The sequence below is a fragment of the Colwellia sp. KU-HH00111 genome (genome assembly GCF_040362745.1).
Taxonomy (GTDB): Bacteria; Pseudomonadota; Gammaproteobacteria; order Enterobacterales; family Alteromonadaceae; genus Colwellia.
This window is the reverse complement of the sequence record NZ_BAABWO010000002.1, coordinates 399001-424455: the sequence shown is the minus strand read 5'-3', so window position 1 is coordinate 424455 and position 25455 is coordinate 399001. Positions and strand designations below refer to the sequence as shown.

General features: G+C 39.7%; 26 protein-coding genes. 11 read left to right on the top strand and 15 right to left on the bottom strand.

All coding sequences use genetic code 11. The annotated features are described in order from the left end of the window. Positions 1 to 3 precede the first annotated feature (3 nt). Together dtd and ABXG98_RS06145 are read right to left on the bottom strand one after the other, a co-directional pair. Positions 4 to 441 (bottom strand): D-aminoacyl-tRNA deacylase, encoded by a 438-nt coding sequence (gene dtd, locus ABXG98_RS06150; protein ID WP_353537817.1) that lies wholly within the window; start codon positions 439 to 441, stop codon positions 4 to 6. Continuing rightward, entirely contained in the window at positions 438 to 1289 is an 852-nt protein-coding gene (locus ABXG98_RS06145) for a virulence factor BrkB family protein (protein WP_353537816.1), read from the bottom strand. The genes dtd and ABXG98_RS06145 overlap by 4 nt, the downstream gene beginning before the upstream one ends. A 145-nt stretch (positions 1290 to 1434) precedes the next feature. Between ABXG98_RS06145 and ABXG98_RS06140 the strand changes: the two genes are divergently transcribed. Continuing rightward, positions 1435 to 1659: a hypothetical protein gene (locus ABXG98_RS06140; protein WP_353537815.1), complete on the top strand. Its 225-nt coding sequence runs from the start codon at positions 1435 to 1437 to the stop codon at positions 1657 to 1659. Positions 1660 to 1798: 139 nt separating this feature from the next. On the opposite strand, the gene typA is transcribed toward ABXG98_RS06140, so the two are convergent. Continuing rightward, positions 1799 to 3616 (bottom strand): translational GTPase TypA, encoded by a 1818-nt coding sequence (gene typA, locus ABXG98_RS06135; RefSeq protein WP_353537814.1) that lies wholly within the window; start codon positions 3614 to 3616, stop codon positions 1799 to 1801. 414 nt (positions 3617 to 4030) lie between these two features. Between typA and glnA the strand changes: the two genes are divergently transcribed. From glnA to glnG, 4 genes are all read left to right on the top strand, one after another. After that, positions 4031 to 5437 (top strand): glutamate--ammonia ligase, encoded by a 1407-nt coding sequence (glnA, locus tag ABXG98_RS06130; protein ID WP_353537813.1) that lies wholly within the window; start codon positions 4031 to 4033, stop codon positions 5435 to 5437. A 185-nt stretch (positions 5438 to 5622) separates the two neighbouring features. Then, a complete protein-coding gene (locus ABXG98_RS06125) occupies positions 5623 to 6141 on the top strand; it encodes a DUF4124 domain-containing protein (RefSeq protein WP_353537812.1) in 519 nt (172 codons plus the stop codon). A 114-nt stretch (positions 6142 to 6255) separates the two neighbouring features. After that, positions 6256 to 7335, top strand: coding sequence for a nitrogen regulation protein NR(II) (gene glnL / locus ABXG98_RS06120; protein ID WP_353537811.1), 1080 nt, complete (start codon positions 6256 to 6258; stop codon positions 7333 to 7335). Positions 7336 to 7391: 56 nt separating this feature from the next. Then, positions 7392 to 8792, top strand: coding sequence for a nitrogen regulation protein NR(I) (gene glnG, locus ABXG98_RS06115; RefSeq protein ID WP_353537995.1), 1401 nt, complete (start codon positions 7392 to 7394; stop codon positions 8790 to 8792). A gap of 186 nt (positions 8793 to 8978) precedes the next feature. Here glnG and ABXG98_RS06110 read toward each other — a convergent pair whose 3' ends face one another. The 8 genes from ABXG98_RS06110 to ABXG98_RS06075 all read right to left on the bottom strand — a co-directional run bounded on the left by ABXG98_RS06110 (position 8979) and on the right by ABXG98_RS06075 (position 12673). Continuing rightward, entirely contained in the window at positions 8979 to 9269 is a 291-nt protein-coding gene (locus ABXG98_RS06110; protein WP_353537810.1) for a type II toxin-antitoxin system RelE/ParE family toxin, read from the bottom strand. Then, complete coding sequence (locus tag ABXG98_RS06105; protein WP_353537809.1) at positions 9254 to 9517, bottom strand: CopG family ribbon-helix-helix protein; 264 nt, start codon at positions 9515 to 9517, stop codon at positions 9254 to 9256. The genes ABXG98_RS06110 and ABXG98_RS06105 overlap by 16 nt, the downstream gene beginning before the upstream one ends. Before the next feature lie 130 nt (positions 9518 to 9647). Next, entirely contained in the window at positions 9648 to 10361 is a 714-nt protein-coding gene (locus tag ABXG98_RS06100; protein ID WP_353537808.1) for a transposase, read from the bottom strand. Between the two features lie 108 nt (positions 10362 to 10469). Further along, positions 10470 to 10787 (bottom strand): hypothetical protein, encoded by a 318-nt coding sequence (locus ABXG98_RS06095; RefSeq protein ID WP_353537807.1) that lies wholly within the window; start codon positions 10785 to 10787, stop codon positions 10470 to 10472. A gap of 293 nt (positions 10788 to 11080) precedes the next feature. Beyond that, positions 11081 to 11794: a transposase gene (locus ABXG98_RS06090; protein ID WP_353537806.1), complete on the bottom strand. Its 714-nt coding sequence runs from the start codon at positions 11792 to 11794 to the stop codon at positions 11081 to 11083. A 57-nt stretch (positions 11795 to 11851) separates the two neighbouring features. Continuing rightward, entirely contained in the window at positions 11852 to 12076 is a 225-nt protein-coding gene (locus tag ABXG98_RS06085) for a transposase (protein ID WP_353537805.1), read from the bottom strand. Between the two features lie 53 nt (positions 12077 to 12129). Beyond that, positions 12130 to 12441 carry a type II toxin-antitoxin system RelE/ParE family toxin gene (locus ABXG98_RS06080; protein ID WP_353537804.1) on the bottom strand — a complete coding sequence of 104 codons (312 nt, stop codon included), beginning with the start codon at positions 12439 to 12441 and terminating at the stop codon, positions 12130 to 12132. Then, positions 12434 to 12673 carry a hypothetical protein gene (locus ABXG98_RS06075; RefSeq protein ID WP_353537803.1) on the bottom strand — a complete coding sequence of 80 codons (240 nt, stop codon included), beginning with the start codon at positions 12671 to 12673 and terminating at the stop codon, positions 12434 to 12436. The genes ABXG98_RS06080 and ABXG98_RS06075 overlap by 8 nt, the downstream gene beginning before the upstream one ends. Before the next feature lie 521 nt (positions 12674 to 13194). Between ABXG98_RS06075 and ABXG98_RS06070 the strand changes: the two genes are divergently transcribed. Genes ABXG98_RS06070 through ABXG98_RS06050 form a run of 5 tightly spaced genes read left to right on the top strand, consistent with a single transcriptional unit; the run spans position 13195 to position 19330 of the window. Next, positions 13195 to 13701: a formate dehydrogenase subunit gamma gene (locus ABXG98_RS06070; RefSeq protein ID WP_353537802.1), complete on the top strand. Its 507-nt coding sequence runs from the start codon at positions 13195 to 13197 to the stop codon at positions 13699 to 13701. A gap of 1 nt (position 13702) precedes the next feature. Next, positions 13703 to 15343 carry a formate dehydrogenase beta subunit gene (locus ABXG98_RS06065; protein WP_353537801.1) on the top strand — a complete coding sequence of 547 codons (1641 nt, stop codon included), beginning with the start codon at positions 13703 to 13705 and terminating at the stop codon, positions 15341 to 15343. Then, positions 15343 to 18267, top strand: coding sequence for a formate dehydrogenase subunit alpha (fdhF, locus tag ABXG98_RS06060; RefSeq protein WP_353537800.1), 2925 nt, complete (start codon positions 15343 to 15345; stop codon positions 18265 to 18267). The genes ABXG98_RS06065 and fdhF overlap by 1 nt, the downstream gene beginning before the upstream one ends. Then, the gene (gene fdhD / locus ABXG98_RS06055; RefSeq protein ID WP_353537799.1) at positions 18260 to 19093 is read left to right on the top strand and encodes a formate dehydrogenase accessory sulfurtransferase FdhD; all 834 of its coding nucleotides are present in this window, start codon (positions 18260 to 18262) and stop codon (positions 19091 to 19093) included. The genes fdhF and fdhD overlap by 8 nt, the downstream gene beginning before the upstream one ends. Positions 19094 to 19102: 9 nt before the next feature. Beyond that, entirely contained in the window at positions 19103 to 19330 is a 228-nt protein-coding gene (locus tag ABXG98_RS06050; RefSeq protein ID WP_353537798.1) for a formate dehydrogenase subunit delta, read from the top strand. 96 nt (positions 19331 to 19426) lie between these two features. Here the strand turns inward: ABXG98_RS06050 and ABXG98_RS06045 are convergent, their stop codons facing one another. The 3 genes from ABXG98_RS06045 to ABXG98_RS06035 form a co-directional block, all read right to left on the bottom strand. Continuing rightward, positions 19427 to 20770, bottom strand: coding sequence for a PAS domain-containing sensor histidine kinase (locus tag ABXG98_RS06045; RefSeq protein ID WP_353537797.1), 1344 nt, complete (start codon positions 20768 to 20770; stop codon positions 19427 to 19429). Continuing rightward, complete coding sequence (locus tag ABXG98_RS06040) at positions 20751 to 21218, bottom strand: methanogen output domain 1-containing protein (protein WP_353537796.1); 468 nt, start codon at positions 21216 to 21218, stop codon at positions 20751 to 20753. Before ABXG98_RS06040 ends, ABXG98_RS06045 begins: the two co-directional genes overlap by 20 nt. 260 nt (positions 21219 to 21478) lie before the next feature. Then, a complete protein-coding gene (locus ABXG98_RS06035) occupies positions 21479 to 21985 on the bottom strand; it encodes a MarR family winged helix-turn-helix transcriptional regulator (protein ID WP_353537795.1) in 507 nt (168 codons plus the stop codon). Positions 21986 to 22572: 587 nt separating this feature from the next. Here ABXG98_RS06035 and proB point away from each other — a divergent pair. Then, positions 22573 to 23688 (top strand): glutamate 5-kinase, encoded by a 1116-nt coding sequence (gene proB / locus ABXG98_RS06030; protein WP_353537794.1) that lies wholly within the window; start codon positions 22573 to 22575, stop codon positions 23686 to 23688. Positions 23689 to 23807: 119 nt separating this feature from the next. On the opposite strand, the gene putP is transcribed toward proB, so the two are convergent. Beyond that, complete coding sequence (putP, locus tag ABXG98_RS06025; RefSeq protein WP_502901543.1) at positions 23808 to 25253, bottom strand: sodium/proline symporter PutP; 1446 nt, start codon at positions 25251 to 25253, stop codon at positions 23808 to 23810. Between the last annotated feature and the right edge of the window lie 202 nt (positions 25254 to 25455).

Genomic DNA, 25455 nt, shown 5'->3' with positions numbered 1-25455 from the left:
GGGTTAAATTGTAAGTGTAAAAGTAACCGGCCCATCATTTAATAGCTGTACTTTCATATCGGCAGCAAACTCACCTGTAGGCACTTTAAAGCCTTGTGTTCTTAGTTGCTGACAAAAATATTGATAAAGCTCATTACTAAATTCAGGTTTAGCCGCCGAGGTAAAACTTGGGCGCATACCACTTGTTGTATCTGCCGCTAAGGTAAATTGTGATACCACCAAAATATCACCGCCCACTTGCTTAACATTAAGGTTCATTTTACCTTGAGCATCATTGAATACTCGATAGCCAGCCACACGCTCTGCAAGGCGTTTGGCTTTCGCTTCAGTATCTTCAGGTTGAACGGCTAACAACACCAACAATCCCTGTGCTATTTCACCAATAACGGCATTATCCACTGTCACACTTGCCGAGCTTACGCGTTGTATTAAGGCAATCATACGTCTTCACTCTCTAATTCATATTCTTGTAATGATACGGTAATGACCGCACCACCTAATACGATTAACCAAGATAAATACACCCACAAAAATAAAATAGGTACAATCGCTAATGCGCCATAAATAGCTTGATATGAAGGAAAAGCGGTTAAGTAAAGAGCAAATATTTTTTTTGCTAACTCAAACAAAATAGCAGCAAACAAAGCGCCTGAAATTGCATATTTAAAGGGTACTGTTTTATTGGGCACTAACATATACAGCAACACAAAAGCAGCCATTGATGACAATAAGGGCAACACCCTAAAAAAAAGACTCGTGATACCAATACTATCGTCTACACCCAGTGACACCAGTGAAACAATATAAGAGGTGATAGCAATACTTGCACCAACCAAAATAGGCCCTAATGTTAAGATCATCCAATACATTGAAAACGAAGTAATCACACGACGTTTTTTATTTACCTGCCAAATATTATTAAAGGTTTTATCAATAACCGAAATCAATAATAAGGCCGCGACAAATAAAAATGATAAAGCGACCGCTGACATTTTAGAGGCATTAGCAACAAACGTAGACATGTATTGCTGCACAACATCACTGGCGGTAGGAACAAAGTTATCATACACAAACTGTTGTACACTTTGATGAAAATCAGCAAAAATTGGAAAGGCAGTTGCCACCGATAAAGCAACTACCATCAGAGGCACTAGTGACATTAAGCTGACATAGGAAAGATATCCTGCAACTACTTGCAACTGTGCTTGGGCAACACGCTTTTGTAAATAACGCATAAACGAAAAACAATGTCGCCAAGACAAAGTGTGCTTAATTTGTTTAAAAAACATTTGCAAAGAACTCATATTTGCTAACAATTATGTGATATTTAAATGGTTTGTAATATATTATGATAACCTCTTAATATTTACTAGTAATACCCAAGCTAACTAACCAGAAAGCTTTTAACTACACTTGGGTAGATGAGGAGACAAAATGGCAGGTCAAGGTTCAGGTGGTAATGTAATTGCGGCAATATGTAATATATTTTTTCCCGGCTTAGGGCAGTTAGTGCAAGGAAGGGTTTTACCTGCAATTATTTTTGCAATTGTTTGCGTGGGTGGCTATGCACTCTGGTGGTTGATAATTCCAGCAATTATTGCCGGTATTTTTCATTTATATTCAATTTTAGATGCCGCTACTTATAAAAACGATAACTAACGCAACGTAATGTAATGTAATGCAATACTTTTTGGGTGAGCTATGGCTTATACCAAACGGATTAATAACTGCGATTACAAAAAAAGCCGCTTGATACACCATCAAACGGCTTTTTTAATAACGCTAGCGTATCTAAACTCTACTTAGCACTGCGGCCTTCACGTTTACGATCGCTCTCTTTTAAGAACTTCTTACGGATACGAATGTTATCTGGTGTTACTTCTACCAGCTCATCGTTATCAATAAATTCTAACGCTTGCTCTAATGACATTAAAATAGGTGGTGTTAACGTTTGCGCTTCATCAGTTCCCGATGAACGCACGTTAGTTAGTTGCTTACCTTTAAGCGCATTCACGGTTAAGTCGTTATCACGACTATGAATACCAATAACTTGACCTTCATAAACATCAACACCATGACCGATCATCATTCTGCCACGTGATTGTAGGTTAAATATTGCATTAGTTAAGGCTTTACCCGTAGCATTTGCGATCATTACACCATTTTTACGTTGGCCTATATCACCACCTTTGTGAGGACCATACTCGAAGAATGTGTGGTAAATCAAACCAGAGCCAGAGGTTAAGGTCATAAACTCAGTTTGGAAACCAATCAAGCCACGGCTAGGCATGATGAAATCCATACGAATACGGCCAGTGCCATCAGGCGCCATATCAGTTAATTCAGCCTTGCGGGTTCCCATTTTTTCCATAATAGACCCTTGATGTACTTCTTCTACATCAATGGTTACGGTTTCGTAGGGTTCTTGTAGCTCACCATCAACTTCACGAATAATTACTTCAGGGCGTGATACCGCCAATTCGTAACCTTCACGACGCATGTTTTCAATAAGTATGCCTAAGTGCAACTCACCTCGACCTGATACTTTAAATTTATCTGGATCATCAAGCTGCTCAACACGTAATGCAACATTATGCACTAATTCTTTTTCTAACCGGTCTTTGATATTACGAGAGGTAACATACTTACCTTCTTTACCACAAAATGGTGAGGTATTGACTTGGAAAGTCATATTGATGGTCGGCTCATCAATAGACAAGGCAGGTAAACCAACCACTTCATTTGGACAACAAATAGTGTCAGATATTTTCAATTCACCTAAACCAGTAATAGCGATAATATCACCTGCTTCAGCAACCTCAGACTCATAGCGTTCTAGGCCTAAGTAACCAAATACTTTACCTACTTTACCATTATGAATGTTGCCATTTGCACATTGCACTGTCACTTGTTGATTAGGTTTTACACTACCACGGGTAATACGACCAACGCCAATTACACCTAAATAAGAACTGTAATCAAGTTGTGATATTTGCATTTGAAATGCGCCATCTGGGTCGGCAACAGGCGAAGGGACTTCGTTGATGATGGTATCAAATAACGGTGTCATGTCTGTACCAACAGCACCTTCTTCTAACGTTGCCCAGCCATTGATTGCTGAGGCGTACACAACTTTAAAATCAAGTTGTTCGTCAGTTGCACCAAGGTTATCAAATAATTCAAATACTTGATCCATAACCCAATCAGGACGAGAGCCAGGCTTATCAATTTTGTTAATGACTAGAATTGGCTTTAAACCTTGAGCAAAGGCTTTTTGCGTCACAAAACGTGTTTGCGGCATTGGCCCCTCTTGCGCATCAACAATCAATAATACTGAATCAACCATTGACATAACACGTTCTACTTCACCACCAAAGTCAGCATGACCAGGAGTATCTACGATATTTACACGGTAGTCGTTCCAGTTAATTGCGGTATTTTTTGCTAAAATGGTGATACCACGCTCTTTTTCGATATCATTTGAATCCATTGTACGTTCTTCTAGACCGCCTCGTGCGTCTAGCGTACCTGACTGTTCTAATAATTTATCTACTAAAGTGGTTTTTCCGTGATCAACGTGGGCAATGATGGCAACGTTACGTAATTTATCTAACACAGGCGTTTACTCGCTGTTACTATTATTTCATAAGCTAACTAAACACAAGGCAGCATATAAATAACTAGGGCTATAATTGGGCGCGCATTATACAGCAGATTTGCTTAAAAAGATATCACTTATCTAAAACACCTTTTTTAGAAAAATAACGCTTAATCCATAACAATAAAGCATCGAATAGTGCCAATTAATTACAGGAATATCGAATGAAATAGTCTATAGTAAATGCAACGAAAGCTTGAATGCACCATAAAGATCCCACATCGCACCAAAGCAGTGCAAGGATGTATTTTAATCAAAAGCAAGAGCTTGTTTATAAAGGGTTTTATAGTTGGCATACTATTAGCTTATTGTTTGCCATAACAATTGGTGCTTACCAAAAAAATTAACACTAACTTCCACTGGAGAGACAAAATGTCACAAGCAGTATTCGATTTAATAGAAGAACACGACGTCAAATTTATTGACCTTCGTTTTACTGATACCAAAGGTAAAGAGCAACACGTTTCTATTCCTCATCATCAAGTTACCGAGGACTTCTTTGAAGAAGGTAAAATGTTTGACGGCTCTTCAATCCAAGGTTGGAAAGGCATTAACAAATCTGACATGGTATTAATGCCAGATGCTGATTCTGCTGTATTAGACCCTTTCACTGACGCTGTTACCCTTAACATTCGTTGTGATGTAGTAGAACCTGATACTATGCAAGGTTACAGCCGTGACCCTCGTTCAGTTGCAAAGCGTGCTGAAGAGTATTTACGCTCTACTGGTATTGCCGATACCGTATTAATTGGTCCAGAGCCAGAGTTTTTCTTATTTGACGATGTACGATTTGACACTGATATCAGTGGTTCTTTCTTTAAAGTTGATGATAAAGAAGCATGTTGGAATTCAGGTACTGAGTATGAAGAAGGCAACATGGGGCATCGTCCTGGTCTTAAAGGCGGTTACTTCCCAGTATCTCCAGTAGATTCTTCACAAGATATTCGTTCAGCAATGTGTTTAGTTATGGAAGATATGGGCTTAGTTGTTGAAGCACATCACCATGAGGTTGCGACGGCAGGTCAAAACGAAATCGCTTGTCGCTTTAATACTATGGTATTAAAAGCCGATGAAGTTCAAGTGTATAAGTATGTGGTTCATAACGTAGCACACGCATACGGTAAAACAGCGACATTCATGCCTAAACCGCTAGTTGGTGATAATGGCTCAGGTATGCACGTACATCAATCTCTTGGCAAAGATGGCGTTAACTTATTCTCTGGTGATAAATACGGCGGATTATCTGAAATGGCACTTTACTATATTGGTGGTATCATCAAGCATGCTAAAGCGCTAAACGCATTTACTAACCCAGCTACTAACTCTTACAAACGTTTAGTTCCACATTTTGAAGCGCCAATTATGCTTGCTTATTCAGCTGCTAACCGCTCTGCTTCAATTCGTATTCCAGTGGTACCATCACCAAAAGCGGCACGTATTGAAGTTCGCTTCCCTGATCCAGCGGCTAACCCTTACTTAGCATTCTCAGCATTGTTAATGGCTGGCCTTGACGGAATCAAAAATAAGATCCACCCTGGTGATGCAATGGATAAAGATTTATACGACCTTCCTGCAGAAGAAGCATTAGCGATTCCACAAGTTGCTACATCATTAACTGATGCGCTTGATGCTTTAGAAGCAGATAGAGAGTTCTTAACGGCTGGTGGTGTAATGGATGACGATATGATTGATGCTTACATTGCCCTTAAGCGCGCTGATTGTGAATTACTTAACACCTCAACTCACCCTGTTGAATTTGCTATGTACTACAGCGTTTAATTTGTAAAAATAAACCTTTTTTATAAAGCCCATTTCGATGGGCTTTTTTTATGGCTCAACTTTAAAATCAAAGAAAGTTAGTTTTAAGTGGTAAATATTAACATTATTGTATAAATTATAACTACCTATGTTTATACTAGGGGTGTTTGGCTATATCTAAAGGAAGCAGATATACTTAGGTTACTATGATTAAAACTCTATTATTGATATTACTTACCATTGCAATAGCAACGCCAGTAAATGCAGGTACGGCTAAGGTGTATGTGTGGCGTAATGAAAAGGGTGAGCTAGTTTATTCAGATACTTTTAAGCCCGGCTCGGAAGAAGTCATAACCAAACCTGACAATGTCATTAAATTATCCACATCAGTTGAAACTCAAGTATTAGATATCAACAAAAAAGTTATAAAAGAAGAATATCAAGTACTTATCAATATCCCCAAAAATAACAGCACGATTCGAGATAATACAGGCTCAATATATATTCAAGGTACTATCAAACCTATTTTTAAACGGGGTTTAACAATTCAGTTAGTTTTAGATGGCGAGCCTTACCAAGCCCCTCAAACTGATACCCGCTTTTCGCTACGTAATATCAACCGCGGTGAACATCAAATAAAAATGCAGTTATTAAATGAAAAAGGCAAGGTTATTGCATCATCAGATATAATAACGTTTTATATGCACCGCGCCTCGGTTAATTAGCCCTATCTAGCACCAAATAGCGGCATTTTGCGCTGCAAATAAAACCTTTATAGAATATACTAAAATTGAAAGCACCAAATTGGTGCATCAATAGTGTAATGATGGGGCTTTACCTTGCAATCTAGGCAAATAATACAACAACGTAAATTAGGATATCAGCAAGCACTGGCTAATCAACTGGTGACCGCGGTACTTATTCTCGATCAAAAATTAACCATTTGTTATTTAAACCCTGCTGCAGAAGCGTTACTAATAAAAAGTTTAAATAAGTTATATGGTTGTTCTTATGACTTTGTTTTTGCCAACACCTCCATCACTGAATCTCGCTTAGTGCAGCTGCTGGCAACGGGGCAAGAGTTTACCGATAGTGAAATTGTCATTGCATTTAACCAAAATCATCGTTTTACCGCCGAAGTTACTGCATCTGCGGTAGAATTTAATCGCACACCTCATGTACTTATTGAATTCAAACAAATAGACCAACAAAAACAAATTAGTCTTGAAGTTTTTCAGCAACAACAATGGATAGCAGCCCGCGACTTAATTAAGGGCCTAGCTCATGAAATTAAAAACCCACTCGGAGGCTTGCGCGGTGCGGCGCAATTACTGAATAAAGAATTGGATACAGAGCAGCAAGAATACACCGCTATGATTATTGAACAAGCGGATAGATTAACCAATTTAGTCGATCGTTTATTAGGGCCAAACCAGCTTCCACAAATAAAAAGCCATAATATTCATTCTGTACTAGAAAAAGTCTGCCAAGTGATAAATTTTTCTAGCGAGCAAGAAATACAGTTAAAACGTGACTATGACCCTTCAATACCCACCATTGAATGTGATCAGGAAAAAATACAGCAAGCGGTTTTAAATATAGTTAACAATGCGATTCAAGCAATCTCGCCTGATAACACTATTACGCTAAAAACCCGAATAGCCAGCAACAAAACCATTAACGGCAAACGAGTAAAATTGTCAGTAGAAATTAGTATTATTGATGATGGCCCAGGCATACCTGCGAATATTCAAGACACCTTGTTTTATCCTATGGTTTCAGGGCGTTCCAATGGCACCGGTTTAGGTTTATCCATTGCACAAACACTCATTAACCAACACCATGGTAAGCTTTCATGTCATAGCCAACCGGGACACACTGAATTTATTATACTTTTACCATTAATCGACAATAAATAACTTAAGCAAAGGGTCTGAAAACTCAAGCCCACCACTTTAACTCAAGAGAAAACATGATGATAACCGAACAAGTTTGGATAGTTGATGACGATAGCTCAATTCGTTGGGTATTAGAAAAAGCCTTTGTCAAAGCTAATATCACCAGTGCATCTTTTGAAAGCGCTAATAACTTATTAGTAGCGCTTGACCATGATCAGCCTGAAATCATTATTTCTGATATCAGAATGCCTGATATGGATGGTATGACGTTACTCAGTGCAATCAACAAGAGCCACCCCAATATCCCTGTGATTATTATGACCGCTCACTCTGATCTCGATAGTGCAGTTAATGCCTATAAAGGCGGTGCATTTGAATATTTACCCAAACCTTTTGATATGGACGAAGCGGTAACGCTAGCTAAACGCGCTTTAACCCATGCGCGCGAGCAAAATGCCAAGAACAAACAAAAAGAGGCAACCCCTCTTGCTGCCGGTTTAATTGGTGAAGCGCCAGCAATGCAAGAAGTATTTCGAGCCATTGGCCGCTTGTCACGCTCAAGTATAAGTGTCTTAATCAATGGCGAATCTGGTACAGGTAAAGAATTAGTTGCCCATGCACTGCATTCACATAGCCCACGATCAGAGGCCCCCTTTATTCCGTTGAATATGGCCGCGATTCCAAAAGATTTAATTGAGTCAGAATTATTTGGTCATGAAAAAGGCGCGTTTACTGGCGCTAACTCGGTGCGCCAAGGCCGATTTGAACAAGCCCATGGTGGCACGTTATTTCTCGACGAAATAGGCGATATGCCACTAGAAATTCAGACCCGATTATTACGGGTATTGTCAGATGGGCAATTTTATCGCGTTGGTGGACACTCACCAGTACAAGTAGATGTTAGGATCATCGCCGCCACTCATCAAAATTTAGAAGACAGAGTCAACAACGGTGAGTTTAGAGAAGATTTATTCCATCGCTTAAATGTGATTAGAGTCCACTTACCTAGCTTGCGTGAACGAAAAGAAGATATCGGGCTATTGAGCCAACACTTCCTAAAACAAGCCGCCAATGAGTTAAGTGTTGAACCTAAAACCGTCAGCAATAAAGCCGCTGCCTTTTTACAGCAATGCCAGTGGCCCGGTAATGTGAGACAGTTAGAAAATATTTGCCGATTTCTCACCGTGATGGCAAGTGGGCAAGAAATATTAGTAGAAGACTTACCCAGTGAGCTGACAGAAAAAACTGCACAAATAAGCGCACAAGCATCTTCTTGGCAGGCTGCGCTGAGCGACTGGATGGATCAGGAACTAGTAAAAGGCAGTAGCGCTATTTTAGACACCGCCATGCCTGAATTTGAAAAAATAATGCTCGAGCGTGCACTGTTATTTACCCAAGGCCATAAACAAGATGCGGCAAAAAAACTCGGCTGGGGTCGAAATACCTTAACGCGGAAGCTTAAGGAGCTAGATATATAGGGCACACTTATAGCCTAACTATCAACCAAAGAATGGCTTTTTGAAATATAATCAGACGGTTAGCGTCATTGATTTTACATCGGCCTCTTAACAGAGTCGATAATGAATTAAACTCTGGCTCTGACGACCCTTTGGATTATGAATGCATTGCCAAAAGCAACGCTACTTAACTATATCAATATAACCTTAAGTACGTTCGTCTTTACTGTGCCAAACCCTTACAACAACGATGGTAACGTTATCTTCTCTATAACGTAAAACATAATTTCCTGCGCCAAAAGGAATTAGTATTTCTCGAAATGAACTTAAACCTTCAACAGGACGTCCTGATTCAGGGTTACTCATTAGAGTTATTGCACCTTCTCTAATTTTACCTGCCGCTCTCTTTGCAGCACTTGGGTTTTTGTCTTGAATGAATTTTCGGAGCAGCATTAAATCGGTTATTGCATCAGGTAACCAAACTACTTCTCGGGACATGGTTTTTCCTGCTCAGAACCCCAACAGTCTAACCAATTCATTACTGATTGATTGCTTACAGATTCACCATTTTCTTTATAAGCTTCCCATCTTGCTAATGATTCTTTATCAGCTTGTTCTTTTGCTTCTTCTTGCTCGATATAACGAGCTAATGCTTCTTTAGCATGATAACTTTTAGAACGATGAGTACGCTCAGCCAATGCAGACAACCTACTTTCTAACTCATTATCTAATCTAACGCCTAACATAATTTGATCTTTACATTTGCTCAATCATGTTAAACAGTGTTTAACAATTTAATAGATTTGTCAATTTACATTTCTACTTAGCATGTTGATGACATTATCAAAAGGGTTATCAAAAGGGTTATCAAAAGGGTCAGAGCACTTTGTTTTCTCGATATCCTTTCGATTTTCGATCGCCCCCTCTAGGCAATGGTGATGCACGCCGTCCTGTTTGTTTTTCGATTTGTGCTTTAAAGCGATCATTGCCTAATACCCAAGCCTTGCTTGTCGCATCTTGAATTTCTTTAATGGTATAGTCAGGGATATGATGCTTAAACAATTCACGATAAGCAGCTTTTCTTTTTTTCTGGCTAGTGCCAAGTTCAAGGTAACTAGCATGAGGTGTCAGCAAAGCTATTTTTTTATCTTCTGCATTGCCATGATAGCTCGACCAAGGGTATTCCACTGGATGATTGACCATATCTGCCGCTACTGGGTTTAATTCTATGTATCGACTGACCAATAGAAAATAATGTTCACTATCAACTAATGTTGATTTAAACCGTCCTTCCCACAATGTTCCTGTGCGGTTATAGGTTTGATTAACATATCGCACATAATATCGCCCTAACGATTGCATCAGTTTGCTTACACCGTCATTGGTACTTGGTGTTACTAACAAATGAACATGGTTGGTCATCAAAACATACGCATGAATAGCGACTTGATACTTTTTGCCATATTCCTTGAGCTTATCCAAATATAACACGTAGTCTTCATCACCAAAAAAGGTTGCCTGCCTATTATTACCTCTTTGCACCACATGTTGAGCGACACCTGGCATATTTAATCTTGGTAGTCGGGGCATTATTAAGTCTCCCTCTTATATTAAAATCAGCTTATGTCATCCGCAAAACAAAATCAATAACTCTGACCCTTTGGTTCTGATTGTAAATTATCAGTAAAGGAAAACCAATTACTCTGACCCCTTTGATTTGTGAGCTTTCAATAATAGTGTTTCAGATTTTTTCATGCTCTCATTATATTTTTTAAGCATATATAAAACTCCAAGAAAGTTATCCTTCCAAGTAAAGCTTTCCTCTAATTTTTCAACTTTTGAAATTGCTTCATCAAGTTTTTCTTGTTGTCGAGAAGAAATGGCCATGTCTACTAATTTTTCTACACAGTCAAATTGACCCGCATCACACTTAAGAGTTTTTGCACCTTTAGCAGGTACCTCATTAGCATTCAAACTAAATAAGAATAAAACCATAAAGAATGTAATTGTACGCATTTTAATAACTTACCCTAGAGGGACTTACATCAGGAACGAACTGATGATACCACGCTTTTATTTCTGGAGCGCCACTGCTTGACTCAATAAGTTGTGGAGAACTAGCCTTTATGGCATTTGACCGAATAGCTTTAAGCTTAGGGGATGATACATTAGTTGAGATACTCACACAGCCTTTAGCAACTATACCTGCACATGCTTCTGCGGCAATACCTATTTGTCCCTTGGCATTAACATCTATACCTCCTCAATCAAAAGGGTCAGAGCAATCAAAAGGGTCAAAATCAAAAGGGTCAGAGACATTGGTTTTCTCGATATCCTATCGATTTTGGATCGCCCTCTCTAGGCAATGGTGATGCACGCCGTCCTGTTTGTTTTTCTATTTGTGCTTTAAAGCGATCATTGCCTAATATCCAAGCCTTGCTTGTCGCATCTTGAATTTCTCTAATGGTATAGCCAGGGATATGATGCTTAAACAATTCACGATAAGCATCTTTTCTTTTTTTCTGGCTAGTGCCAAGTTCAAGGTAACTAGCATGAGGTGTCAGCAAAGCTATTTTTTTATCTTCTGCATTGCCATGATAGCTTGACCAAGGGTATTCCGCTGGATGATTAACCATATCTGCCGCTACAGGGTTTAATTCTATGTATCGACTGACCAATAAAAAATAATGTTCACTATCAACTAATGTTGATTTAAATCGTCCTTCCCACAATGTTCCTGTTCTGTTGTAGGTTTGATTAACATAACGCACATAATATCGCCCTAACGATTGCATCAGCTTGCTTACACCATCTTTTGTACTTGGTGTTACTAACAAATGGACATGGTTGGTCATCAAAACATACGCATGAATAGCGACTTGATACTTTTTGCCATATTCCTTTAGTTTGTCCAAATATACGGTATAGTCTTCATCACTAAAAAATGTTACCTGTCTATTATTTCCTCTCTGTACAACATGTTGAGCGACACCTGGCAAGTTTAATCTTGGTAGACGGGGCATTATTAAATCTCCCTCTTAAAATAAAATCAGCTTATGTAATCCGCAAAACAAAATCAATTACTCTGACCCCTTTGATTCGCTTGGCGTTACTAACAAATGAACATGGTTGGTCATCAAAACATACGCATGAATAGCGACTTGATACTTTTTGCCATATTCCTTGAGCTTATCCAAATATAACACGTAGTCTTCATCACCAAAAAAGGTTGCCTGCCTATTATTACCTCTTTGCACCACATGTTGAGCGACACCAGGCATATTTAATCTTGGTAGACGGGGCATTATTAAGTCTCCCTCTTATATTAAAATCAGCTTATGTCATCCGCAAAATAGAATCAATAACTCTGACCCCTTTGATTCTTTGACGGCCTTTGCCTTGCATCATGCAGAACACGTAATATTTCTAATGTATTATCTACATGATTAATGCGATACCAAAGTGTGTAAGGAGTACCGCTCACGACCCACTCCTGCATGTCAGGAAAGCGACCTTCTCGCCCTAAACTCGGTATTTCTTGTAACAATAGACTCGCTTCATGAAACTTTTTCGCAACGCCTTTTGCGGCTTGAGGATTACGTTGATCAATATAATCAACGGTTTCTTGCATGTCTTGTAATGCAGCTTGTGTCCACTTAAGCTTAAGCATCTACGTCCCATTTTTTGAAGAAGTTTGTCACTTCATCATCACTGGAAAATTGTCCATTATCCGCTTGCCTCTGACCTTCAGCTAAGGCTAAACGTGTTGCTTCATCTAATGCCGGTTTTTCCGTCACGCTTTCTTTAAATGTGTGAACAATGTTTAATAATGCGCCTAAATACTCTTGTGGCGTTTGCTCTATTTCTTGATGTAATGCTTGTGCATAGTTGATAACTGCCATGATTAATCCACCTTTTCTTGTGCTGATATCATTAGTTTACCACTCTTTTTAATTTTTCTTAAAGTTGCTTTTGTCTTTACTGCTCTTGCTTATTTTCTAAAGACAATAATCAAAGAGGGTCTGAGTTGATTTTCACGATATCCTTTCAATTTTCGATCATCTCTTATGGGTAATGCTGATACACGCCAGCCTGTTAGCTTTAAATTTGTGCTTTGAGCGTTTGCCTCCTAAATCTAAGCCTTATTTACGCATCTTGAATTGTTAACATCAGGGATATAAAGTTTAAATAATTAACAACCAGCGGGTTTTCTTTTTCCTAACGAGTGTAAAGTTCTCTATAACTTGCATGCAACTAGGTTAGAACTATTTCAAATTTTCTCTCTGTTTTACTGAGGGTATTACACCAATAGCACTCGCCAAAGCTAACCTTGATGTACTATTATCAACATATCTACCTATACTGATAATGTATAACCTAGTATCAACCAACTAATTAGGGTTGATAACATGAGAGCCTAGCAATGATCACTCACTCAAAAACTCAATCACTTGAGCAAACACTTTCAGCTATCGTTGAGCAAAAAAAAGAGTTACCCGGTGCTTTATTACCTATTTTACATGATATTCAACACCACTGTGGTTATATCCCTCAAATAGCCTTGACCATTATTTCAAAGGCTTTGAAGCAAACTGAAGCTGAAATATATGGTGTGATCAGTTTTTATGCGCATTTTCATCTTGAGCCACAAGGTAAGCATACCATTGAAATATGCCGTGGTGAGGCCTGTCAATCAATGGGGTCTATGGCGCTTGAGCAAGCGATAAAATCTAAACTTAACATCGATTTTGGACAAACAACCCCAGATAAAAACTTTACCCTTGAGCCGGTATATTGTTTGGGAAATTGTGCTTGTTCTCCTAGCATTAAAGTTGGCGATAAAACTTATGGCCAAATGACCAGTGAAAAATTTTCCTCGCTGAGCGAACAACTCTCACTTTATAAAATTTCATTAGGTGAGGAGCATTGATATGACCACAAGAATCACCACACTGTACTTACCTATTGATACCACCGCATTATCAATGGGTGCCGACGAAGTTGCCAAGGCAATAGAGTTTCAAACTACCGCTAATCAACAGGCCGTAAAAATTATCCGCAACGGCTCTCGTGGCCTGTTTTTTTTAGAGCCTATGCTTGAAGTTGAAACCGCACAAGGCCGAGTAGCCTATGGGCCAGTATCAATTGATGATGTCGAATCATTACTTGCACAAGGAATGTTAAATGGCGCTCCTTCTCATCCCTTGTATTTAGGGTTAACAGAAAGCATCCCTTACTTAGCCAAGCAACAACGGCTAACGTTTCAACGGGCAGGCATTATTGACCCACTCAGTATTGAAAGTTACATCAAGCACCAAGGGTTTAATGGCTTATCAAACGCCTTAACTCTTCTTGCACAAGGCCGCCAAAGCATAGTTGATGAAATTAAAGCATCAGGCTTACGAGGCAGAGGCGGTGCCGCGTTTCCAACCGGCATCAAATGGCAAACGGTGCTCGATGCTAAAGTGAGCTCACCCGAACAAAAAAAATACATTGTTTGCAATGCCGATGAAGGCGATTCAGGTACTTTTTCAGATCGCTTATTAATGGAAGCTGACCCGTTTAGTTTACTTGAAGGCATGATCATCGCAGGTTTAGCAGTAGGTGCAACGCAAGGCTATATTTACCTGCGCTCAGAATATCCTCAAGCCCATAAAATACTAGAGCAAGCGGTTGCTCTTGCTTACCAACATCAGTATTTAGGGGATAATATTCAGGGCAGTGACCAGAACTTTGATATTGAAGTTCGCTTAGGCGCTGGTGCTTATATTTGTGGTGAAGAAACCGCGTTATTAGAAAGCCTAGAAGGCAAACGCGGCTTAGTACGCGCTAAACCGCCACTACCGGCAATTGAAGGTTTATTTGGTCAGCCAACAATAGTCAATAATGTCATCAGTTTAGCAACTGTACCCACAATACTTGCCAAAGGCGCACAATATTACCAAGATTATGGCGTCGGCCGTTCACGGGGAACTTTAGCTTTTCAGTTAGCAGGAAATATCAAGCAAGGCGGGTTAGTTGAGCTTGCTTTTGGTACGAGCTTAGCCGAGATTGTCAATGATTTTGGCGCAGGCACTTATACTGGCAAGCCCATGAAAGCCATTCAAGTTGGCGGCCCTTTAGGGGCATATTTACCAGAGCAACAATGGCATACACCGCTTGATTACGAAGCATTTTCTGCAATTGGTGCCGTATTAGGTCATGGCGGTATTGTGGTGTTTGATCATAGCGTCAGCATGACCGAACAAGCACGTTTTGCTATGGAGTTTTGTGCTGTTGAGTCTTGCGGTAAATGTACACCCTGTCGCATTGGCTCTACGCGCGGAGTAGAAGTAATAGATAAAATGCTAGCTGCTCATCAACAAGGTCAGGCAACCACTCAAGCAGAGCTTAACACCTTACTAGTAGACTTATGCGATACTATGGAGGATGGCTCGTTATGCGCCATGGGAGGGATGACCCCTAACCCAGTTAACAGTGTGCTAAACCACTTTGCCGATGATTTTATCACCGATCAACCAAGCAAGCATGTTGAGACTCTTTTAAAGGCTTCAGCGAAGGAGCAACACTAATGGTAACGATTTATAATCCTAGGTTAGCAATTAACACCACACAAAACCAAGGTGAGCAAGCGCTAAAACCAAACAGTTTAAAAGACTTAGGTACTCCTTTTGTGGAATCTAAAGAGCAAGTGAGCTTAACCATTGATGGCCAACCCATTACCGTGCCTAAAGGTACCTCAGTGATGCGTGCTGCGGCATTATTAGGTATCACTATTCCTAAGCTATGCGCTTCAGATAATCTAGAGTCATTTGGCTCTTGCCGTTTATGTGCGGTGGAAATTACTGGACGTAAAGGTATGCCAGCATCATGTACTACACCGGCTGAACCAGACATGCAGGTAAGCACGCACAATAAAAAAATTGCCCGTTTACGTAAAAATATTATGGAATTGTACATTTCAGATCACCCACTTGATTGTTTAACTTGCCCGAGTAATGGTGACTGTGAATTGCAAGATATGGCAGGAGCCGTTGGCCTACGAGAAGTGAGATATGGCTTTGATGGTGAAAATCATCTTGATGCGGCTAAAGATAAATCAAACCCTTATTTTACCTTCGAGCCAAGCAAATGTATTGTTTGCTCACGTTGTGTACGTGCTTGCGAACAAGTGCAAGGCACCTTTGCTTTGACCGTTGAAGGACGAGGGTTTGATTCGAAAATTTCAACGGGCATGAATAATGATTTTTTAAGCTCAGATTGTGTTTCTTGTGGCGCTTGCGTTCAAGCCTGCCCTACTTCAACCTTAATGGAAAACAGTGTCATAGACCAAGGCCAACCAGAGCGCAGCATTACCACTACTTGCGCATATTGTGGCGTTGGTTGTTCCTTTGAAGCACAAATGAAAGGCGAAGAAGTGGTTCGCATGGTTCCGGCAAAAGATGGCCAAGCCAATCATGGTCATTCATGCGTTAAAGGTCGATTTGCCTTTGGCTATGCCACTCATCAAGATCGCATTACTACCCCTATGATTCGCGAAAGTATCGACCAACCTTGGCAAGAAGTCAGTTGGGATGAAGCTATCAATTTTGCCGCCAAAAAACTTCAAGCTATTCAAACACAATACGGTAAAGACAGTATTGGCGGTATCACCTCGTCACGTTGCACCAATGAAGAAACCTATTTGGTGCAAAAACTCATTCGCGCTGCTTTTGGTAATAATAATACCGACACCTGCGCACGGGTATGTCATTCGCCAACAGGCTTTGGCTTAAAAGCAACCATAGGTGAATCTGCGGGTACACAAACCTTTGACTCTGTGCTCAAGGCCGATACCATTATAGTCATTGGCGCAAACCCAACAGACGCCCACCCAGTATTTGCTTCATTGTTAAAAAAACGTTTACGCCAAGGCGCAAACTTGATCATTGCCGATCCACGTAAAATTGATCTCGGCAATAGCCCACATGTAAAACTAAACTATCATTTACCGTTACTACCAGGTACTAATGTGGCTTTTATTAATGCCATGGCACATGTCATAGTTGATGAAGGTTTAGAAGATAAAGCCTTTATTGCCGAGCGCTGCGAAACACAGGCTTACCAACAATGGCTGACTTTTATCAGCGACACGCGTCATTCACCCGAAAATACCCAAGCAATAACCGGCATTGATGCGAAGCAATTACGCCAAGCAGCACGGTTGTATGCCACGGTTAATAATGGTGCTATTTATTATGGTTTAGGGGTTACCGAGCATTCTCAAGGCTCTAGCATGGTGATGGGTATTGCCAATTTAGCATTGCTCACTGGCAATATTGGCCGCGAAGGTGTTGGTGTTAATCCGCTTAGAGGGCAAAATAATGTGCAAGGCTCTTGTGATATGGGCTCTTTTCCTCATGAATTACCGGGGTATCAACATGTTAGTAATGATGTGTTGCGAGAAAGTTTTGAACAGCATTGGCAAGTGGCTATTGATAGCGAGCCGGGGCTACGCATTCCTAATATGTTTGATGCTGCCATAGATGGAAGCTTCAAAGGTTTGTACTGCCAAGGCGAAGACATTGCGCAATCAGACCCAAATACACAGCATGTTGAAGCGGCTTTATCGTCCTTAACGTGTTTAATCGTACAAGACATTTTCTTAAATGAAACCGCCAAGTTTGCTCATGTATTTTTGCCCGGCGCTTCTTTCTTAGAAAAAGACGGTACTTTTACTAATGCCGAGCGCCGAATTAATCGCGTCAGAAAAGTCATGACGCCATTAGCAGGTAAAGCAGATTGGGAAACCACCATGGCCTTATCGAATGCTTTGGGTTATGAGATGACATATCAACATCCAAATGAAATTATGACTGAAATTGCACAATTAACCCCTACTTTTACTGGCGTTAGTTATGAAAAGCTTGATCAGTTGGGCAGTATTCAATGGCCGTGTAATGAGGCTAACCCTACAGGCACGCCAACTATGCATGTTGATAGTTTTCCTATTGGCAAAGCCACATTTGCATTAACTGAGTATGTGGCTACCAATGAACGGGCCAATAGAAAGTATCCGTTGTTATTAACCACTGGGCGAATATTGTCACAATACAATGTGGGCGCACAAACTAGGCGCACAGAAAACCAACACTGGCATGATCAAGATATGTTAGAAATTCACCCCCATGATGCCCAAGAGCGTGGCATTAAAAACGGTGATAATTTAGGGGTTAGCAGCCGTGCGGGTAATACAGTGTTAGCAGCTAAGATCACCGAGCGCATGCAGCCGGGGGTGGTTTATACCACATTCCATCATCCTGAAAGTGGCGCTAACGTCGTCACTACCGACAATTCAGACTGGGCGACCAATTGCCCCGAGTATAAAGTCACCGCCGTGCAAGTTGAGAAAGTGTCTGCGCCATCAAAATGGCAGCAAAGGCAACAAGAATTTGCGAGCCAACAAACCAACTTTTTACCAAAAAAGCGTCAAGGCAAGCGTCAAAATAATGAATAGCATAGACAACAACTCGACAAATGGGCTGTGTAAAATTAATCGCCGAGTTATCACTGCAACACCCAGTAACTGTGAACCAGAAGTTGACTGGGTCATTGAAGAGCAAGCAATTGCATTAGTGTTTAACCAGATATCTCACGCAGTCATGATGGCAACCCCGCGCGACTTGCTTGATTTTGCCATTGGCTTTAGTTTATCTGAAGGTATTATCAACCAAGCCAAGGATATTTTAACTTATGAAATAGTAGAGGCTGAACAGGGTATTGAAGTACAACTGGGCATTAGTTCACGACAGTTTTCAGCACTTAAGCATAAACGCAGAAGCTTGCTCGGCAACAGTGGGTGTGGTTTATGTGGGGTTGAGTCTTTAGCTCAAACTGTCAAAACCAGAGCAAAGCTCGAGCCAATAACCCTGTTAAGTTTTGATGTAGTCAATCAAGCCGTTACTACTTTTACTCAGCAACAGCAACTTAATCAGTTAACCGGCTCAGCTCATGCTGCGGCTTTTTGTGCGGTTGATACCGGCGAAATACTCTGTATCAGAGAAGATGTCGGCCGTCACAATGCATTAGACAAGTTATTAGGCGCATTAGCACAGCAACCTGCTTACAACACTGAACTACAGCGTCAACAGGGCTTTATTTTAGTCTCTAGTAGAGCAAGTTATGAAATGGTTGATAAAACCATTGCCGCGGGTATTCATCACTTAGTAAGTATTTCCGCCGCAACCAGCAAAGCGATTCAATGGGCGCAACAGCATCAACTCAACTTGATTGGGTTTGCCCGTTCAAATCGACATTTACGCTATAGCCAACCACACAAGTAGACACCGAAAATGACCACAAAAAACGACAGTATCATAAAGATGAGTAACCAAATTGCTGACAACATAGGATTGCACTTAACAACAGAGCAAGCTGCCGATAAGGTGTTCAATCATATTCAACTGTTTTGGGCAAAATCGATGAAAAATAATTTGATCGACTATTATCAAGAAGATGGAACGCGCTTAGGCAGCACCACTAAACTGGCAGTAGAAAAGCTAATTGCTGCTACAAGGTGATTTAAATCGCTCAAGTGGTTGATTAAACTACCTTCATATTTTCTTTATGCATGCTATTTTAACCGAACAAGCGTATTAATATGTTTTTTCTGGGGATTAACTGCTCTTTATAAGCTCTACTTTAGGAATATTAACCGTAATTTTTGTGCCTTTATTGACACGGCTAGTACAAGTGATTTCTCCTTTTAAGTTATGTATCACTAAATTGTGAATAATGCTTAAACCTAAACCACTGCCTCCACTGCCCATTTTGGTGGTATAAAACGGGTCAAATATTTTATCAATAAACGCTTCATTAATTCCGACACCATCATCTTCACAACTAAAAACTAGTGCTTTTTCATGGTAATTGGCATTGAGCTTTATGGTACCTTTGTCTTCTATACCATGCATCAGTGAATTCATAACAAGGTTGGTGACTATTTGCGAAAAAATTCCGGCAAAGCTATGTATATCAATTGAATCATCAATATTGTTAATCACTTCAATAGGTGAGTTTTTTAAACGCCCATGAAAGCTTAAAATAATTGAATCGCAGTAACTTTTTAAATTAAAGGAGCGTTTGATTTCATTGTGTTGATCAGCACAAACCTCTTTAAATGAACTCACTAACTCGGCGGTATGATGTAAACTAGACAACATAGCTTTTGACAGAACTTGAGTATTACTTAAAAATTTCCTTAAGTAGTTTTCGCTAAGGCCTTTACTGTCTAGCTTTTGCACAACAGCTAAAGCTTCTTCTTCAATATTACTTATACCTAATACACAGTTGCCTATGGGAGTATTAATTTCGTGTGCAACCCCAGCGACTAATCGCCCTAATGAGGTCATTTTTTCAGTTTGAATGAGGATCTTTTGTGCTCTTTGTAATTCAGTTAGGCTATTTTCCAACTCAGCGGTTCGTTTTTCTACCTTTTCCTCTAACTCCTGATTCAATTTAAGAACCGAATTTTCCGCGGCAATTCGCAACTCCAACTCGTGTTTGAGTTCTTGTTGTGCTTGCCTCAATTGACACATTGCTTTTTTCTGTTCTTTCACCTTTTGATTAAGAGTAAAAAAATGGTTTTTGGCTGAATCACACTCATTGACTCTCAATACAACCAGCGCTACAGCTGTATCAGTGGATGGTGTAAATAGAAAACCATCAGTAAGATAGCAAGTACTAACATTCAATTTAAGCGGTACTTGGCAAGGCGTTCTACTACGAGTATAAGGTTTTAACTTTTCTATAATGTGCGGTAATTCACCACTAACTATAAGGGATAACGTTTGATTTTTTAGTGCTTCAGCTTTGAGGGCTAACAATTGGCTTGCTTTACGATTAACTTCTAGAATTATTCCGTCAGCAGACACTAATATCATACCATCAGGCAATTTATCAGTGACCTGACGAAAATTAGCAATGTCTTTACTATGTTCGCTATTCTTTAAAATATTCATTGCCAATGTCTACAGTAGCAGCATCGTTTACATTCAGATACACGATAACACGACAGGAGCTTGCTCCATTGGCAATAGTTTCTTCCAAAGAGACCTTAGCATACCCCAAATTCTCTGCTGCAATAGTACCAAAGACATTTGATGTCATCATACATAGCGCAGGTCGGCCTTTAACTTTATCGCCAAACGGGCAGGAATGCCCTTGTAAAACAATTTTATTATCATCTTCAGAAATAACACTAAACTTACCTTGAATACGATGCTTTAGATCTACTAACACCGAAGATACTTGCTCACGATTCAAGGTGTTTACTTTAAGAGCTGTGCGATATTGCGCGTTAAGTGACTCCCCCATTTGTTGGCCGACAATACTGATAAACCCTTCAGCTTGGTTAAGCCCAACAACATCTTGCAAGGTACCCGATAAATAGCGTAATAAGTCACGCAAAAAAGTATCACGCTCTAATGGAATGATTAATTCAGATAGGTTCGCTTTACTTGAAATGATACGCCCCTTAGATTCGATGCCTTAAAGAAAATAGACAAATTATCTGCAAAATGAATGCTATCGAATCAACAAAGCATTCATTATTAAGTAAGGTATAAGTATGATTATAGGTATAGCATATGAAAAGTTATTATTCTAGTAAGTGCAATAATAAGCGTTCTCAATCGCAGTAGCCAAACTGCATACTGGGTCAGCAATTACTATTTTTCTTGGAGTTGAGATTTATCGATTTGCTCAGAGGTTGTTAACTCACCAATATTGAGAACCGGTGCAGCATCTATGTCAGAAGCCCCCATCATATGCGCAACACGTTCAACACTGGCGAGTAACTGGTATTGCTCCCATTCTTTTAGCGCACTAAATTTTTCAACAAAGCTTTCTTCAATAGGTTTAGGTGCATTTAACAGAGTTTTAGCGCCGTCATCAGTTAAAAACAAAGCAACCCTTCTGCGATCACTTTCACTACGAACCCGATTAACAAACTGCTTAGTTTCTAATCTATCTAAAATACTGGTAACCGTGGGTTGGCTTAAATTAATATTAGTGGCAACCTCTTTAGCCGTAATGCCTTTGATTCGTTCTAATTCTTGCAATACCAGTAATTGAGGCCCAGTAATTCCCGCTTCTTTGCTTAATTTTTTTGAGCGCAAGTCTATTGCACGAATAATTCGACGTATTGACACAAACAATTCTTCGTATTTTTCCATAGGTATTTTTCTTATTTAATAATCATTTGCTTGTTAACTAAATTCTATCTGGGAATAGTTTTAAACACTAGCTATTTTTCTCACCATAATTTGCTGTTATAGGCTTTATTTAACCTAAAAATGCCTATTTTGTACGCAAAAACTTGATTTTCATCTTAAATATAGTTAGTATGCGCATCTTTAGTACACTAATTACTTTTATGTTAACTTTACATTAACTTTATACTATGCAAAAGGAGAAACTATGAATATTAACTATGAAACTTCAAAATATAGTAGTCCGTCAAAAACCCCCTATTTTTCGGCTGATATTTCTCACTGTTTTACCCCTTTCCATCGTTTTCAATACGCTTCTTATCGCTTGAATCTCCTAGTAAACAAGACGTAATCCTCCTTCGTAAATAATTAGTGCTGTATCGATAACTTGAGTTACCTCCTCTAATTGTTGTTCGTTATCGCTAGCTAGCCAACAAATCCAATAGCCAGAATTACCCCGGCTTTGAATGGGCTTTAGTGGCATTTTAGTAACGACAATAATTGATAAATTTTAAAACAACAGAATATCAATAGATTTATAAGGGTTCACCGTGAATTTTGAACATTGGAAAAGAATAGTAATTAAGGTTGGTAGCGCATTAATCGCACCAACAAATACGGGTTGTAGTAGTGAATATTTATTGAGTATTGCAAACTTTATCAAACAGTGCCGCTCTTCAGGCATACAAGTTGTGTTAGTTTCTTCTGGCTCCATAGCCGCAGGCGCACATCTATTTTCCCCTAATAAAGACAGCAAAAACACAGACAACATCATCATCAAAAAGGCGATGGCTGCTGCAGGACAAGCGGAAATGATGGCAACTTGGGATACATTATTTGACTTCCCTACTGCGCAAGTATTATTAACCCATGCAGATTTACGCAAACGAGATCGGTATGAGAGTATAAGAGATACTATAGATACCTTGTTAGAGCATGATATTCTTCCCATTGTTAATGAAAACGACGCGGTTACAACAGACAAACTTAAAGTAGGTGACAATGACAACCTTTCTGCCATGGTTGCAACAGCCGCGCACGCTGATACTTTAGTAATTTGCTCAGATATAGAAGGACTTTTCACCAAAAACCCACACTTGCACCAAGATGCAAAGTTGGTATCCGATGTCTATCAGATCGATGAAGACATTTATGCTATGGCTGGTGGCGCTACCAGCAGTGTTGGTACAGGTGGTATGAAAACCAAAATTGAAGCAGCAGAGAAAGCGATTTCTCACGGTATTGATACTTATATTGTTAACGGGTTTAAAAAGCAAACCTTTCAAGCAATGTTGGCTGGCGATAATCCTGGCACACATTTTTTCTCTGATAAAAACCCGATGCACGACGGTGTACACTGGATGCGTCATACTACCCGCGCCCTAGGAGAACTCATTGTCGGCGATCAGTACAAAATTGGTCACAATGAGGCCAGTGATTTATTAGTCGCCGATGATTTACTCAGTGTCAACGGAGATTTCTCTTCCGGCGATGTGGTACTTTTACGTAAACATAATGGCGACAAGCTAGCCAAAGTAAAAACTAACTACAGCAGTTGTTTGCTTAACTTTGTTGCTGATAGTACCAACCAAGACTTTTCTGAAGAATTAGATAAAACCCAAGACCCTATTATTTCAAAACAGTATATTGCCTTAATGGAATCTTGATAAAATGGTGTTTTAATCAACTTTTGGCACCAATTGTCTATTGTCGCATTAATCGATAATGGCATTGTTAGCGTCATCTTCGACTTGTTTTATCGAAGATGACTGACTTATCAATTAGATTAACGCCGCCCACTGGCTTCAACTTGCTCAAACATTTGTTGAATTGAAGCTGGCACCTGCTCTGTCGATTTACTCACCAACACAATAACAAGGGTAGATAAAACAAACCCCGGAACTATTTCATAAATAGTGGCGCTTAATGATTGGCCATTAATAGTGTAAGGGGCATAAATCCATACCAATACTGTAACAGCGCCAGTAACCATACCAGCGAGCGCGCCATTTCGATTCATTTTTTTCCAAAAAAGGCTCAAAACAACAATCGGTCCAAACGCCGCACCGAAGCCAGCCCATGCATTGCTTACTAAATTTAAAATGGAGCTATTACGATCATAAGCCAAATATATCGCAACTAATGCCACTATAAAGACTGAAATTCGTCCAACCATCACTTGTTGCTTATCACTAGCATCTTGATGCAAAAATGTTTTATAAAAATCTTCGGTTAACGAACTTGAGGTCACCAATAATTGTGACGAAATAGTACTCATTATTGCAGCTAGAATAGCCGCTAATAAAAACCCTGAGATCAATGGACTAAATAACACTTGTGATAATACGATAAAAATAGTTTCAGGGTCATTTAATGCAAGGCCTGTATTATTAACGTAGACAATCCCAGAAAACCCTGTGGCCATAGCACCGCATATGGCAACAATCATCCAAGTCATGCCAATTCGTCGTGCTGTGGGTAAATCTTTCACCGAACGTATCGCCATAAATCGAACGATAATATGAGGTTGACCAAAATACCCCAAGCCCCAAGACATCGCCGATATTATGCCGATGATCCCAACACCACTAAACATATTGAGTAAATCAGGATTAATTGCTTGAATACTAGTATGCATAGTTGATAAGCCGCCAATATCATTAATAACCACTATAGGCACTAGCACTAAAGCGATAAACATAATACAGCCTTGAACAAAGTCAGTTAAACTCACCGCAAGGAAGCCACCAAATAAAGTGTAAGCCACTACCACACCCGCAGTCACATACAAGCCCAGTTCATAGCTTAAGCCAAAAGAGCTTTCAAATAACTTACCCCCTGCGACGATGCCCGAAGAGGTATACAGGGTAAAAAATACAATAATAACCACAGAAGAAACTAACCTTAATGCTCTAGATTTGTCTTCAAATCTATGTTCAAAGAAGTCAGGTAGAGTAATTGAGTCGTTAGCGAGTTCGGTATAAATTCGCAAACGTGGCGCAACAATGAGATAATTTAGGAATGAGCCAATCACTAAACCAAGTGCAATCCACAAACTGCTAACACCGGTAATATACATCGCGCCAGGTAATCCCATTAACATCCAGCCACTCATATCTGAGGCGCCGGCTGATAATGCTGTTACTGAGGGGCTTAAGCTACGCCCACCTAGCATATACCCAGAGACATCATTAGCTGTTTTTAGATAGGCATAAACACCTATCGCTATCATTGCGAAAAAATATATTCCTAAAGATAAAAGCGTTTCAAATTGCAAAATAATTCCCACCGTTGGTCTATAAATACCTTTGTGCCGATAAAGAGTTAATTTGCTCGCTAATCCATAAATATTAATAATAATTTATCTGTGCTGGTGGTTTTTTATAAGTAGGTCAATGAACTAACAAATAATTAACTGACTTTGGTTTATTGTT